Source organism: Fulvivirga sp. (genome assembly GCF_040218215.1).
Lineage (GTDB): Bacteria > Bacteroidota > Bacteroidia > Cytophagales > Cyclobacteriaceae > Fulvivirga.
Genome location: NZ_JAVJQL010000017.1, coordinates 132,735 through 148,697 on the forward strand (window position 1 = coordinate 132,735; position 15,963 = coordinate 148,697).

Sequence of the window (15,963 nt, forward strand, 5' to 3'; positions counted from 1 at the left end):
ATGATAAGAAAAGGAATCTATCTGTTCATCTTATTTATATTAGGCAACCTCAATACGGTATATAGCCAGAGCAAGCCGTGTGAAACGCCCCCGCTTTTTCCAGTGGAAAAGGCATTCATAGCCTCAAAAGCTATTTTAATCGATGGTTCTCAAACATTTTATGTTGGAGAGACCTATCCATTTTGGTTGTTGGTACCAATTAATGACTCAGAGGTTATTGAAGTAGCACATTATCAGTGGCGTATTGACGGACTTGCGATACAGAAAAATAATGGTGAGAGAAACATACTGATAACCATTCCGCCTCTTTCTTCAGGTGAACATTTGTTGAGTGTTGTTCTTTTTAATGAATGCAAAAAAACTAACCCTAATTATGAGCCTATCGAGAGGGTAATTAATATAAGTACCATCTGTGAAGAGGAGGTGGCCCTTGCAAGAGTTGGATCAGGGACCATTTGCCCCAATGCAGGCAGTTATGATTTTGTTTTGGACAATGCCACTGAAACATATAATTGGGAAGTATCTAACGGAGCTACCTTCAATGTAAACACTAATACAATCTCAGTAACCTTTCCTGCCCCTGGGGATTATACAATTACCAGCACAAAATCAGATCATAGCGAATGTACTTATTCGTTATCGGTCAGTGTGGAAGCTCCTGTCACTGATATTGCATCGGTTTCCGGACTCACCAATACATGTGTGGGAAATGTCGAAACCTACATCATTGAAGGCTCGGAAAATGCAACGTATTTTGACTGGGGTACAGCGCCTGCAGGTTTGTCCTATGCATTTAATGATGCGGCCCAGCGTAGTGTAGACATAACTTTTAATGCAGCAGGTAGTTATCCCATTAGTATTTCACCGCAAAACGATTGTGGTAATGGTACAGCATTTTCACTTACACTGTTTGGAGAAGATAGCCAGTCCAGAGTAGATGAAATAGTTTTTGGAAATACAGAGCTTACAGCAGGGAGCCCAATGTTATTGGCCTTCAATACATGTGCTGAACGGTCTTCTGACTGCCGTTCAGAACTCGTTAGCTTTGATTTAAAAGTGGGTTTTGATTTAGGTATTGACTATGATTTCGGTCAATATGAGTTCTCAGGGACTGTTGATTTAAGTATTGAAGGTATAGGAAGTACTGACCCGGAAAATTCCCTATTTACAGAGCAACGAACCTTGAAAATCACTAAAGACAAGCCAGAAACGCTGATTGTACTTACCCCTGATATTGATTTTAGTGATATAAGAACGGTCAGCATTGAAGTCAGCAATTATAGCATTGTTGGGGGAGTAGAGAACGTTGTCCGGTTATGGGCCAAAGTAGAAGACGAACTACTTAATAGTATTGAAGAAGTAGTACTGTCTGGCCAACAGGCAACACCATTAAGTGCTGACAGCTGGGATGTTGATTTTACTTGGAGTTCAAGCTGTAATCTTGTGGATGGCTATCAACTCAGGGTACTCAAAGTTTTTGAAGGAGAGTCTGTTCCCGAAAGTGCCAGTAAGAGATGGGATAATGCTTTACTATTTAATTCTGAAAATTCTGATACAGACGTTGTACTTACCTTAGCAGAAGGCAGTGGTCAGTATGCGTGGCAGGTTAGGCCTGTAGGTAGTGCTGTTGGTGGTTTTAATAACAATAATAATTTTAATGACTGGCCACCAGCGGTGCAAACATTTAATTATGTGCAACCTGATGAGGACAAAAACTTTATTTACAGTAGAACCTTTACTGAAAAAAATAAAATTAGCGAGCAGCTAACATTTGCAGATGGTCTTCAACGGATAAAACAACAGCAGACCCGGCTGAAGTCTACTTCTACTGTAGTGGGTACCCAAACGCTCCAAGATTTTAGCGGCCGTGATGTGTTACAATCATTACCTGTACCTATAAAGGGCAAAGGCGGATTGGGCTATGAAGGTAATTTATTGACCGATGGAACGGATAGCTATAGCCCTGAAAACTTTGACGAAGACACAAACCTAGATAATCCAACTCCGGCCTATCTTGATAAAACAGGGTCAGATTCGGGTTATTATGGTAATGCTGATAATGGCATTAACCAAAATGTTGCAGATGCCAATGGCGTACCCTTTACCCGAACTATTTATACCAATGATGGAACTGGCCGGATCAAGAAACAATCGGGTGTTGGAGCTGAACATGGCATAGGGGGTGAACATACAATACGTTATTATTATGCTGGAGTGGCGCAAGATGAGCTTGACTTTATGTTCGGTAATCAGGCCCCGGTGGCGGATAATACCACCAAATCTATTATTGTAGATGCTAATAATACCGCGAGTATCAATTATCAGGCTAAGGATGGTAAAACGCTGGCTACAGCTCTTGTTATAGGCACTGGAAACGAGAACCTTGATGGTTTAGGAACCAGAGATGAGGCCACAAAAACCGTCACAGAATCAATCACTGAAAAAGCACCTTTTGGCACTAATAGCAGTTCCAGTCGCAAGGATTTTGTTTTTACAGTACCCACAGAACTGAGTGTGAATTATACGCTGAGCCCGGCTACAATAGCAGACATTTGCAGCAGCATCTGTAAAACCTGCGACTATCAAGTGACCTTCATTTTACATGATCTGGAGGATCCTTCTAAAACAAGCACACTTACTGAATATACCATAGCGCCTACCTCTGTGGACTGTGGCGCAGCAGTGCCGTACACTAAAGAATTTTTTCTGGATATTGAAGCAGGTAACTACTCTTTAGAGAAGCGGGTAAGTACTGGTAACCGATCTTCAGATACTGGTAATTTATTTATTGATGATCATCTGGCTGCAGTGGCAGATGACTATAGGGCAGAGTTAGCCGCCATTTTTGGCCCTATTGATACTTACATTCGTAACGGGCAGACAGACCTGGACGCATTGTATGCTCATTTGAGCAGTGAGGGCTACCAGTTAGATGCAAATGAAGAGAATTACTTAATACCACTGAGTTGTGATGGTGAAATTATCAAACTGCCTTACCTTGTTGATACCTGCAATGAAATTATAGACTGTACCACACCTGAAGGACAGGATTTTGTTGGATATTTTATTGACTATTGGCGTAATGACATAGTCAAAAGACCACGTCCTATCAATTCGCCACCGCTAAGATTACCTCTTGATGATATCGACCCTGATGATACCTTTGACTGGTTGGCTTATAAGTACAGTCCTGTGCACGAGCCGATAAACTTTACAGTAGGGGAGTTCAATGGTATGATGCTCAACTTGCTGCAGGAAACTGGTGGCACAGGTACAACCCTCTACGACTGCCAGATAGTATGGGACGTATGGAAGCAACAGGTTCAAAATTATGAGTACCTGAGCAACATGACCACTGACAATGGTGATGTTGAAATTCCTGAGGATTTCCCTGATCAGGCTTATGAATACAACCTGATCGATAACTTTTTTAGAACCCTTGATTTGAAACTCAAGGAAATTGACCTGCTGGCCCAAGGTGAAGATCCTGACATTACCACCGCTATTGGCTTGAGGAAAACAGGCTTTTACACCTCTATACCTACCACTGCACAACTGTCTGAGGCATACAAATTATTCTATTACAATGCCAGTGACGAGCAAATGAACAATTGCATGGAAGGCAGCCTTGACTTTTATGACAGCGAGCAGGGTAATGCAAGCATTGATGGTAATGAAGCTGCTAGGTATGCAGCACTACCACAACTGGAAAAACAGCAAATATACAGCTGTATCAAGTTTGGTGACTATAATAGCGATGGAGATGAAACGCTGGATGACGAAGTATTGCTTCCATTAGTAGGCCTGTGCGAAGAAACTTGTGAGAGTAAGCGCGATGCTTTCCGACAGGCGGTAATTAACGATATTCATGGTCAAGAACTGTACGTAGAAGGTGATGCCAGAGCATTGGAGCAAGACCCGTTTACAGGCATATACCTTTCTATAGGTGCCCCACGCGATCCTGCAGTATTTGATTTTGACCTTTGCCAAATAGAGGCCATGACTGAAGCGCTGGTAGAAAACTGTAAAGGCTACTGCCAGATAGAGTTTATTACTGATGACAATGGTAATAAAGTAGGGATTGGCACCGCAGAAAATATTGCCAATATCCAAAAGGTAATGACGTCTACTTTTGAGGTGAATGTAAAGCAAAATGGTGGTGGATCTTGCCCTGATGAAGATGGATGGGACTTTTTAGATTATACATCTTTTCCGGTTGAAGAAGGAATTGAGGTTATTCCAATGCAAAGACAAAGTGCCAGCTTCGCTTCAAATAGTTATAAAAATAATGAGTTCAATGAACTTGAATTGCAATATTTAGAACAATTAAGAATTGAAGACTCGATTAGGTATGCAGAAGAGTATAATGCATATATTAAAGAGAGAGAGAGTACATTAAAAAACAATTTTGCTCAAAGAAGTGCAACTGGAGCGCCATCTTCCTTCAATATGGTTCCTGATGATCTTGAGTATATGGCACTTCGTGCTATTTTTGAAAGTGCTGGAGGAATAAATTGGTATACTATGGAAGGGTGGGATTATCCCAATTGGAAGGACCCTACAACAGTTACATACCAAGACTTTACCGGTTGGGCTGGTGTTCGTGTTGCAAATGGTGATGTTGTAGGATTGTTCAGAAGTGCTCCTATTAGAATTTCAGGTACTGTACCTGAGGAACTCTCCTTATTATCAGAGCTAGTAGAATTGCATCTTTGGGCGGCTAATGGAGAAACAGTCTTAATTCCATCTGAAATAGCTTTTTTATCGAAGCTTGAAGAATTAAAGCTTAGTGGAATGACTGGAATACTTCCTGATTTAACCAATATGTCAAACTCTTTAGAACAATTGGAGATTTGGAATTGTGACTTGACTAATAGTACAATTCCTACATGGCTTGATGATTCATTTGTTAATTTAACAGATTTAAGTTTTATTAATTCCTTTCAGAGCTCCATTCCTAAAGAGCTAGGCGAAATCCCTAATATTTTATCAATATATATATATGAACCAGAAGTATCTGGTGCAATTCCTCCGGAGCTCTTAAATCATTTAGCTTTAGAAACTTTGATTATGAGTGGTTGTGACTTCAATTCGCCATTACCCATAATTACTATAGATAATTCTCCCTTAGAGTTCTTACAAATTGCCAATAGCAAAATCACTGGAAACATCCCTCAATCCTTTAATAAATTAACTTCATTGGAAACACTTAACCTTGCTAGTAACCTAATTGAAGGAAATATACCCGATATTTTTAGCGGTATGACAGAGCTACTAAGGCTTAATTTATCGGAGAATCGTTTGGAGGGAGATCTTCCATCCTCTTTGGGTAGTTTGACTAAACTAACAAGCCTTACGCTAAATTCCATTTATAATGGAGATTATCAATTTACATCTTTTCCTTCCTCTTTGACTAATCTAGAGAATCTAGAAACTCTGGAAATGAATTACAATAATTTCCAACAAGAATTACCGGCTAATCTAGGCGAAATGATAAGTTTGAAACACATAGCTTTTTATCAATCAGGCCTAATTGGCAACTTACCGGAATCTCTTGGGGAGTTAATTGATCTTGAATTTATTGTGTTATCAAGCGGAAATGAAGAAGTATTTAATGCAAATCATCTTAATGGAGATTTTCCTACTACTCTTTCTGGTTTAACTAAACTGAAACGTTTATTATTAAGAAATAATAATTTGACAGGATACATTCCGGAAGAAATATTCTCTTTTGAGAACTTGGATTATTTATACGTCAGTGGCAATGAGCTTTCAGGATACATTCCCAACCAGTTTTCAAACGGCATAAGTATTGATTTAAATTATAACAACTATAATTTCGGTGAATTAGAAAACTTATTTGATCAGTCAGGAACAAAACTAGTCAATGTAGCCTACGGTGCTCAAAAAACCATACTAGGTACGCCTCAAGAATTTACCTTCACACTAGGTCAATCATTCACCCTTCCTTTTACCACCCCTGGCATCAACAATCGCTATCAGTGGGAGAAATTTGATGGTGAAATCTGGAATCCCGTTGGATTAGTAAGTAGTAGTAGCGACCTAGTTCTAGCGTCAACCACAGAAGATGATGCCGGTATATATCGTTGTAAAGTAACCAATACTGTCGTAACAGGCTTAACACTCTACAGCCACGAACAAACCCTTGTTGCCGAGGTAAACAACACCTGCTTCACCGCCTCCCTCTGCTTCCGTTTTGATGAGCCAGCTCAGGAAATCGAGGTGCCTATTGGGCTGGAAGATTACGTCTACACCGGTATTCCTTACACCTGTGAAGAGTTGAGTGCCAATAGTATTATTTCTGCTATCGATTATCAGAAAGCAGAATACGTTAATAAGTACACCACAGCTTTTGAAGCTGCCTATGAAACCAATTGCTCACCTACGGCTGTCAATGACGACTTCACCCTAACCTATAACCTGGGGTACCATCACTACACGCTGTACTATTATGACAGGGCGGGCAACCTGATGCGCACCGTGCCTCCTGTTGGTTTTAACACTAGCAATGCTGATGATCACCAAATGGTGACCAAATACCACTACAACAGCCTTGGTCAGTTGGTCAGTCAGGAAAGTCCTGATGGGGGTGAAACCCAGTTTTACTACAACACCATTGGGCAGCTGCGCTATTCTCAAAATGCAAAACAAAAGGCAGACGGCACCTATAGCTATACCAAATATGATCCCCTTGGGCGTATTGTAGAAGTAGGCCAAAGCAATGAAAATACCAACACCATCGGTGTTACCAAGGTGATCAACGATCCTGCTTTACCTGAAGTAGGCGCACAGATTACCAGAACGGTATATACTACCCCTTTTGAGGGTATTATAGAAAGCGGAAGGGCACAGGAACCATACCTGCGCAACAGGGTGTCTTATTCCTATCTGGATGAAGACGGCTCGGATGCCACAACCACAGACAGGACCTATACCATTTACAATTACGACCCGCATGGCAATGTCAGCTGGTTGGTACAAGACGTGCCCGGCCTTGGTCAGAAAACCATTGAATACGCCTATGACTTGTTGAGTGGTAATGTACTGCAGGTGAGTTACAACCCTGGTGAGGTCGATGAGTATTACCATCGCTATGATTATGATGCCGATAATCGTATTGTAAAAGTAGAAACCTCTAAAGACGGCTTCCTTTGGGATACTGATGCCTCTTATGAATACTATGCCCACGGCCCTTTAAAATCCGCTGTGATTGGTGAAGACAAAGTGCAGCAACTAGACTATATCTATACCATCCATGGTTGGTTAAAGGCCATCAACAATACAGCCGATGGTGAAAACCAAAGTAATGTTGGTGCTGATGCTTTTGCCATGGCACTGAATTATTACAGTGGCGACTATAGCAGCGCTACTGGCAGCTACGGACTGCTGGCAGCGGCTCCACAGCGCGATCTTTATAATGGCAACATCAGCGCATGGGAGGTAGCCACCAAAGCGTCTGATGAAAGCTGGATGCGTACCGGCTTCCAGTACCAGTATGACGAGCTGAACCGGATAAAAGATAGCCGCTTTAATGTTTACCGAAAAGATGATGGCGGTAATGAAACTTTCTACGACCGTGGTGGTTTTGGTGCCCAATTCACATTAGATGCCAATGGCAACTTAGAAACATTGAGCCGTAATGATATCGATGCAGTCAACTTTGATGCATTGACTTATCACCTACAGTCAGGTAATAACCGTCTCGACTTTGTAGATGATGACATAACAGATGAAAGCATCCATAACAAAGACATAGAAGATCAGGATAATGCTAATTATACCTATGACGAAATAGGCAACCTTACCCGTGATGAGCAGGAGGCCATGGCCATAGACTGGACGGTATATGGCAAAGTAGACGCCATCAATAAAGACAATGGTGCAGGTACCAAATTTATCTATGATGCTGCTGGTAACAGGGTAGCCAAGAAAACGCTTGACGAGTTTGGTAACCAGTACAATACCTTTTATGTGCGCGATGCTTCGGGCAATATTATGGCCACCTACCGTGGTTCTGCTATAGAGGGTGCTGTAGAAGACCCTAAACTGATAGAAATGCCAATATACGGCAGTGACCGATTGGGTGTTTACACCCCGGAAGGAGCTACGGAAAATAACCAGGATGGTAAAGCTACAATTGATGCCGATCAGGCGGTAGATGCTTATGAGGGTGTAAACTATGAGTTGGAACAAGGGGTAGTGCTCACCTTGCAGCCCGACTTTAGCTTTGAGCAGGGGGTAGATGGTGATTTCTTTGAAATAGCTGCTGCCAGTGGACCAGAAGATGCTGCAGCAGCCAATGTGTACACCCGTGTGTTGGACAGAAAGCAATATGAGCTAAAAGACCATTTGGGCAACGTTAGGGCAGTTGTGACCGACCGTAAGTTAAGCACGATTGATGGCAGTACCCCATCAGATTTTAAACCAAATATTGTCAGTGCTTCGGCTTATTACCCTTATGGTATGGACTTGCCAACCGTGCGTTGGGAGCCCGATACCGTATTGGCCACCATGGAGCCGGGCAATATCCTTAATGAGATAGATCAATTTGACAATTATGCTGATCAGACCATAATCAATGATGTAAACTACAATCACACTGATGCTGTAGATGCAAGCTATTCATTTGTGCTTAATGGGGTTGACTATGGTGAAACGTTTGAAGACGGAGGCCTGTCAATACCAGGAAGTGGTATTATTGGCCTGGCCAAGAGTTATAAGGTACAGGCAGGGGATAAGGTGAGTGCTGAGGTTTATGGCAAATACTTTGTGCCTGAGAACAATAATGCCACAGACATAGCGGCTTCCCTTACCGATGCATTTATTGATGCCTTTACTATACCGGGTGGTACAGAAGGGCAGGCCATTACTGATTTTGTGAGTGATGTGCTGGCACAAGGACTTGTTCTTGCCAAAACAGATGACCCTAATAGTCCGGAGTTGATGGCAGGTATTAATTTTCTACATTTTGACAATAACTACAATTTTGTTGACGGTGGGTTTAAACTGCTGAGCCCGACTGCTGAAAACAACTTTGAACAGTTACAAACCGAATACATAGCTTCAGAAGACGGCTACATCTTCGTTTATACCTCCAACGAGAGCGACTTAGTAAGGGACGTGTATTTTGACGATATGATGGTGATCCACGAGAAGCTGGTACCCGATGCCCCTTACAACCCGGATTTAGTGGCTTACCGTTATGGCTTTAACGGTAAGGAGAAAGACCAGACAGGAGAATGGGGCTTAAATGCCTATGATTATGGCTTCCGTATTTACAACCCCGCGCTGGGGAGGTTCTTGAGTGTGGATCCTTTGGCAGCCTCATATCCATGGTACACTCCTTATCAATTTGCAGGGAACACACCAATACAGGCAATTGATTTAGATGGATTGGAAGAATATAAAATACATTCTAAATGGTTGAGTGATTTATTTTACTCTACTAAAAGGACAATGGATAACTATGATGTTTCATTTGAAACACAAAAATCCGTTTTAACCGCCATGTTAAAAAGGTGGGAAAATAGAAAGCCAGAAAATCCAGAAGCACTTCGACAATATGGATATGTTGATAAACTAGTGACGGTTAGTGATCCTAATGCTTTCTTTAGTGTAAAAGGACCTCTTACAGGTCAGGATAATCTACTTCTTGTTGATGAAGAACTTGTTCTTAGAGTAGCTGACATTGGGCGAAGAATTGAAGAGAGTAAAGAAAGAACAATTAGTCATTTAAAGAATATGCATAAAATATTGGTTGAGCAGGATAAGGTTGAGAGGCAAGCAAAAACTTCTATTGCCGTTGTGACGATCGTGGCTAGTGGGGGGTCTTTTGTGATAGGAGCTGCAGGAGCAAGTGCTCTTTCGTTAACTGTGTCTTTTATTGCAGATGGGTCAACAATAATTTTTTCTGCTGATGATATTGTGGCAATTAACAGCTCAGACAGTAAAGGATTTCTTGAGTCAAGATTTACTAAAGAACAGATAGAAGCGGCAAAATTTATTGGAGGTATTTTGGATTTAAGAACTAAAAAAGATATGTTAAACCCAAGATTTAAGTTTAATGACAAGATTCCTGAGATACAAAAAGCTATTGAAGCTTTGGATGCAGTATTTGATTTGCAAACAGTAAACGATACAAAAGATAGCTTACCCGAAAAGGAAAAAATGAAATAAATGAAGCCATTGTTCAAAAATCCACCCAATTATGATTTTGTTATTTTTGCAATAATCACGTACTCGCTTTTTCTATATGCTGTTATAGGGTGGTTCTTTCTAGTCCCTTTTGTTTACACTCTATTAGTAATTATTGTAGTAATTATAATTTTTTTGCAATTTTCATTATATGAAACGAGTATTTTTAAAAATGGTATAAGTCAAAGATTTTTACTACGATTTTATTCTAAGTCCATAAACATTAGTGATATTTCGATCCAAAAAATTGAATTTAGATCTACAACCGGAGGAACTGGATATTTTCATATTTATTATATGAAGCAAGGAAATGAAAGATTATATAAAAAATCTATTCTGGCTAAAAATGTTATTTCTAAGAAGAAAAGTAGGGAAATCGTAAATGTATTGCAGAAAAATGGGATTGAGATAGATGGATTAAAAGTTTAATCCCTCCGTTGCCGCCATGTTGTACATGGTGGTATGTTAAAGAAGGATAGGCCTGTCTGGGTATTTTGTTTGTAGGAGCTTTCTTTATGCTACCAATATGTTACAAAAGTGTACTATAAGTGGCAAAAATGTATTGCTTAAAAAAGTATTAATTTAGAATGAGTCCCCGTTCCCGCCATGCTTTGCATGGTGGTGAGGTAAATAAAGTATAGTGAAGTATATATGGAATAACAATGCCACCATGCACAGCATGTCGGCAACCCCACCTAGGCGTAGTTTAAAAAAGTAACACTAGGCATAGGTTTCAGCTATGCCTTTGTTATCATGTTGTTATCGTAGCAACATTGCAAATAATCTATTAGAGATAGACCTAGCTGGCCCTAACTGGCGCACGCGTTTCGCGTGTGTCCCTATCCCGTCCTATCCATCAGAAAACATAAGCGTGTCCATAAGTTACTAGAAAAACATATCTTAGATATGTGAGTCGCAAGTATAAATTTCATGACAAAGAGGGTTTATATTTTGTAAGTTTTGCAGCAGTTTACTGGCTAGATATACTGGTCAGGGAAGCGTATTTTTCCATTGTAGTTGAGAGTCTTGACTATTGTAGAAAAAACAAGGGACTGGAAATTTATTGTTGGTGTATTATGCCAAGCCATGTTCATATGATTTTTAGGGCCAAAGACGGAAATCCTGAAAATGTGCTTGGGAGGTTTAAAGAATTTACCTCGAAACAACTACAAGCAGCCATAAAAAACAATAATCAGGAAAGCAGAAAAGAATGGCTGTTATGGATGTTGAAAAAAGCAGGTGAAAAAAGCAGCAATGTAACGGGTAGTCAGCTATGGCAGCATAATAATAAACCAATAGCACTATGGAGTAGTGATGTGATAGACCAAAAGGTGAACTACATTCACAATAATCCAGTGGTATCAGGCTTTGTCATAGAACCATGGCATTGGAAATACAGTAGTGCAATTGATTATTGTGGAGGGAAAGGAATAATAGAAATTGATTATGTTAATGGTTGAGTGTAAAGGACACGCGACACGCGTGCGCCAGCCGTGGTGAGAGCATGGCTGGAACAATGGCTAGTAAATAGTAAGCACTCGTTGCAAACGAGCGCTAGTAAAAGGGAAAGGATTGATAAACATAAGCTTGATAGAATAATTTATGTTCGAGGTCCAAGTCGCAAACTTGAACCAACTCAGTAAATTTAAATACACAACAAGAAATATATTGCCGATTTTATCTCCATCAATACAAAATGCTGCTTTTTTGAATATAAATCGGTAATATATTCCCTAAATAGATTAAATATTGAATAAAAATTACTACTATTGCCAGTAATGGGTAATATATTTCCGATATGAATTTAGTTGAGCTAGGTGAGCGCATAAAACAAAGGCGTAAGTTTCTTAAAATCAGTCAGCAAGAACTGGCCGATATGGCCCGTATTTCTGACCGTACACTGCGTGCTATAGAACAAGGCAAGGCCAATCCTGAGATAGAAACCTTGTCCCAGCTTTGTGAGGTGTTGGGGTTACAGATTAGCATTGACCTTAAGCAATAACAAATGCAACGAGCAGCAGTATATATGGGGCAGCAACTGTGTGGTTATTTAACCAAAGATAATGGCAGGTATACTTTTCAATATACCGCAGAGCATTTAAATGATAATAACACCTACGCCATTAGCCTGACCTTGCCCAAGCAGGCAGAGGCTTTTAATGCAGATCATTTGTTTCCTTTTTTCTTCGGCCTGCTGGCAGAAGGGGTCAATAAAAAAACACAATGCCGAATGCTCAGGATAGATGAAAATGACCATTTTAAGCTTTTATTAAAAACAGCTGGCGCTGACACCATAGGAGCCATAACCATTAAAGAGTTGTAACCATGCCGTGCCTGTCATGTCTTAAAGAAAACATTGATGGCTACTGTTTAAAATGCAGGAAGGAGCTATTTGGAGGTATAAAAATAAGCCCACAGCTCACTTTTAACTCACCTTACTCGGTAGACAATCAGGTTTATAATACCCATACACAGCATATTTCAATTTCCGGTGTGCAAATAAAATATTCACTAAAGCTGGTTGAAGGTCAACTGCAATTAACAGACGAAGGGGGAGAGTACATACTAAAACCAATACCTACCGGTACCTTTCAGCAGCTTGATCAGGCACCCGCTAATGAGCACCTCACTATGCAGTTAGCAAGGCAAGTGTACGGCTTAAATGTTCCGCCTAACGCAATTGTATACTTTACTGATAATACGCCAGCCTACCTGGTTAAACGATTCGATCGTAAAGCAGATGGTACCAAGTGTTTGCAGGAAGACTTTGCCCAAATCGCCCAAATGACATCAGAGTCTCATGGCGAGAATTATAAATATGACTTATCATATCAGGAAATGGCAGAACTCATAAAACGGTATATTCCGGCCTATCCCATAGCCCTGGAAGCATTTTTCAGAATGATATTGTTCAATTATTTGTTTTCTAATGGTGATGCGCATGTGAAAAACTTCTCTGCCATCCGCTCAGAAATGGGCGATTATCAGCTTACCCCGGCTTATGATCTGCTCTGTACAAAGCTGCATTCACCATCAGAATCAGACCTTGCTTTAAACTTGCTTGCAGAGGGTTATCCTCAAAAGTTTTTAGAGGTGGGTTTTCATACTTATAATGATTTTATGGAGTTCGGTGTGCTGATAGGTATTTTGCCCAGGCGTATGGAGAAAATTTTAGGGGAGTATAGGTTGGAAAAGAACAAGGTGAAGAGTTTGCTTGATAACTCACTATTGTCATCAGAGGCTCAATTGACATTTTACAATTATTATAAAGATAAGCTGGGTAGGTTGAATTTGTAATTGGCCTTATTGATCAGCAAATGAGAGCTATTTAATTATAGATAAAGACGGATTTCGATATGAGGTAAGGCTACCGGTAATCAAAGCGTGTCAACTCCATTTTAATTACATAAAAACAGCATAATTTTTCTTCAAATCCTTACAACTAATATATAAAGCCGTATATTGTTTTTACCTTTACGGGCTAATTCTTTTTATGCGTCTATTCATCCTGTCTTTACTGCTTTGTTGGCTTAGTGTTCAAAATGCCTGGGCACAATTACCAGATTCAATCACCACTTCATTGGATACCTTGGTGGTAGACAAGAAGGATTCCATTCAGATTGACATTTCTAATGGCATAAACAACCCTCAAGATTCTGTAAAGGCTAACATTGCAGAGGTAAAAGATAGTTTAAATAGCATAGCTGTAGTAAAACAAAATGTGTCAGACTCAGTAAACGCTGTCAATAATAAGTTAAATGCTATAGTTAACAAACCGAATGACGTTGTTAACAAAATGAACACAAAAACGGATAGTGTAACGAATGCTCTTACTGGCAAACTTGCACTACCACAGCCTAAGCAGAATACCAAGCTGGATAGTTTAAAGCAGAATACAACTTCGAAATATGATAGTATTCAAGACAAAGTAGATGTCTCCAAAAAAATAGATGCACTCAACACCAAACTGGAGACCAAACAGCAACAGATTATAGATACATTAAAACAAAAGGTTGAAGATAAATTTGCTGTTAAACAAAAAACTGACAGCGTTAAGCAGAAAGCCAATGCCAAGATAGAAAATGTGCAGCGCAAGGTTGATGATAAGCTATCTGAGGGCCAACTACCTACTGATAAACTTCCCGGAGACTTGCCCAATGACGGCCTTCCTGATGTAGCACCTGATTTAGAAGATGCTGTTGATTTACCACAAACAGGTTTGGGCGGTGAATCTCCACTACAGGATACCGGAATACCTGATGTTACTGATGAATTTAATGTTAAAGATAATATGCCTTCAGTTGGTGATGAAGTCAGAGACCTTAAAGATGGACTCAAAGAGGATTTGTCAGTGGAGGGAGTTACTGATTTTAATCTTAAAGAGGAAATTGAAAAACCTGTTGGGGATGTGAAAAAGGAGATAGAGGCACCTGTGGCTGATATAAAGAGCGAGATTGAAAAACCAGTGGCTGATATTAAAGAAGAGATTAATGAACCCATTAATAACTTGAAAAATGCTGGTGAAGTACAAGATTTGAAAGAGCATGCAGGCAAGGTAAAAGAGGTGAGCAACGAAGTGGGAGAGTACAGTGAAGAGATCTCCAAAGTACAGTCGGGTGATACCTCAGGTCTTGAAGATAGACTGGCTTCTGAGGATTTGGCTGGTGATAATATAAAATATATAAGCGATCAGAAAGCTTTAATAGAAAGTCAGAAGGGGGTATATGAAGCGCAGCTTAAAGGAGCGAGGGAGTTGCAGGATGCTGAGATTTTCAAGGAAAAGCTGGAAGAGAAGTTAACAAATGAAGCTTTGCCGCTAATGACAGGAAATACAGAAGTAGTAGCAAGTGCTCAGAAAAACCTTTTTGCATATAAAAGAAAATACCGTGAAGTATCCAGTATTAAGAAACTAGAGGAAAAGGGAGTGAAGGCAGAGACTAAAAAGCAACACGGATTTATAGATAGGTTCTTCTTAGGGTTGGACTTTGAGATCATCAGAGGTGATGAAAATTTTGTCGATGTAATTCCATATTTAGGTTATAAACCTATGAAGCGGCTTGAGCTTAAGTTTGGATACTCTGAAAGGATTGGGATTTCTAAAGACGAACAATTTATAGATAAGGCCACGCGGGCCTATCGAGGATATGCGATGTATGAGTTCTTTAAAGGGTTCTATGCATCGGCAGGTTATGAGCATTTTTTAAGCGTCTCAGAAGAGGTGTTAGGCAGTTTGGAAGATGAAAGGGCTCAAATGTTACTGGTTGGAATAAGGAAGAAATATAAGATCTACAAAAGGTTTTATGGAGCAGGTCAGGTTTACTATAACTTTGCCTTATCAGGAGACTCGCCATATAATAACAGAATAAACCTTCGTTTCGGCTTTCTAGTTGATTTTAGAAGGAAATAGATGTCTAACCTCCAACCTTTTATTAGAATTTATAGATGATCATAGATTATGTTCGGTTTTGTTTTACCCTAAATTTTACTTTTTCTGTTTTAAATCCTACACCAGATATTCAACTTTTTATTTAGTGATAATGTCAATGGGCATGTATTGATGGTGTTGACTGTTTCATGCAGGACAAGCGTTCTTTAAAGTGACTCTATTGACCTTTGTCCTTGCACCTCTGATTTTTATTAACTGACTTATTGATAGGTCTGGCGCTTGGCTTATCGACTTTGAGGATTTTTATATTGCATCTATCATTTTATTCGTATTTGATTTCACCCAGATAAGCCAAACAGGAT

General features: G+C 39.9%; 7 protein-coding genes. All 7 read left to right on the forward strand.

Going from position 1 to position 15,963, the window contains the following annotated elements:
• On the forward strand, positions 1-10,197 hold the full coding sequence (locus RIB54_RS13415; RefSeq protein WP_350101388.1) for a leucine-rich repeat domain-containing protein: 10,197 nt from the start codon (positions 1-3) through the stop codon (positions 10,195-10,197).
• A gap of 315 nt (positions 10,198-10,512) precedes the next feature.
• On the forward strand, positions 10,513-10,644 hold the full coding sequence (locus RIB54_RS13420; RefSeq protein WP_350101389.1) for a hypothetical protein: 132 nt from the start codon (positions 10,513-10,515) through the stop codon (positions 10,642-10,644).
• Between the two features lie 479 nt (positions 10,645-11,123).
• Positions 11,124-11,675, forward strand: a complete 552-nt coding sequence (locus RIB54_RS13425; RefSeq protein ID WP_350101390.1) for an REP-associated tyrosine transposase — start codon at positions 11,124-11,126, stop codon at positions 11,673-11,675.
• A 338-nt stretch (positions 11,676-12,013) separates the two neighbouring features.
• Positions 12,014-12,217 carry a helix-turn-helix domain-containing protein gene (locus RIB54_RS13430; RefSeq protein WP_350101391.1) on the forward strand — a complete coding sequence of 68 codons (204 nt, stop codon included), beginning with the start codon at positions 12,014-12,016 and terminating at the stop codon, positions 12,215-12,217.
• Between the two features lie 3 nt (positions 12,218-12,220).
• Complete coding sequence (locus RIB54_RS13435) at positions 12,221-12,538, forward strand: HipA N-terminal domain-containing protein (protein ID WP_350101392.1); 318 nt, start codon at positions 12,221-12,223, stop codon at positions 12,536-12,538.
• 2 nt (positions 12,539-12,540) lie between these two features.
• Positions 12,541-13,512, forward strand: coding sequence for a HipA domain-containing protein (locus tag RIB54_RS13440; protein ID WP_350101393.1), 972 nt, complete (start codon positions 12,541-12,543; stop codon positions 13,510-13,512).
• Positions 13,513-13,708: 196 nt separating this feature from the next.
• Positions 13,709-15,622: a hypothetical protein gene (locus RIB54_RS13445; protein WP_350101394.1), complete on the forward strand. Its 1,914-nt coding sequence runs from the start codon at positions 13,709-13,711 to the stop codon at positions 15,620-15,622.
• Positions 15,623-15,963 lie beyond the last annotated feature (341 nt).

What these genes read in the sequence shown, in the direction of transcription:
- RIB54_RS13415 (WP_350101388.1), top strand. Translation starts at nt 1, where the DNA reads ATGATAAGAAAAGGAATCTATCTGTTCATCTTATTTATATTAGGCAAC.
- RIB54_RS13420 (WP_350101389.1), top strand. Translation starts at nt 10,513, where the DNA reads ATGAAGCAAGGAAATGAAAGATTATATAAAAAATCTATTCTGGCTAAA.
- RIB54_RS13430 (WP_350101391.1), top strand. Translation starts at nt 12,014, where the DNA reads ATGAATTTAGTTGAGCTAGGTGAGCGCATAAAACAAAGGCGTAAGTTT.
- RIB54_RS13435 (WP_350101392.1), top strand. Translation starts at nt 12,221, where the DNA reads ATGCAACGAGCAGCAGTATATATGGGGCAGCAACTGTGTGGTTATTTA.
- RIB54_RS13445 (WP_350101394.1), top strand. Translation starts at nt 13,709, where the DNA reads ATGCGTCTATTCATCCTGTCTTTACTGCTTTGTTGGCTTAGTGTTCAA.
- RIB54_RS13440 (WP_350101393.1), top strand. Translation starts at nt 12,541, where the DNA reads ATGCCGTGCCTGTCATGTCTTAAAGAAAACATTGATGGCTACTGTTTA.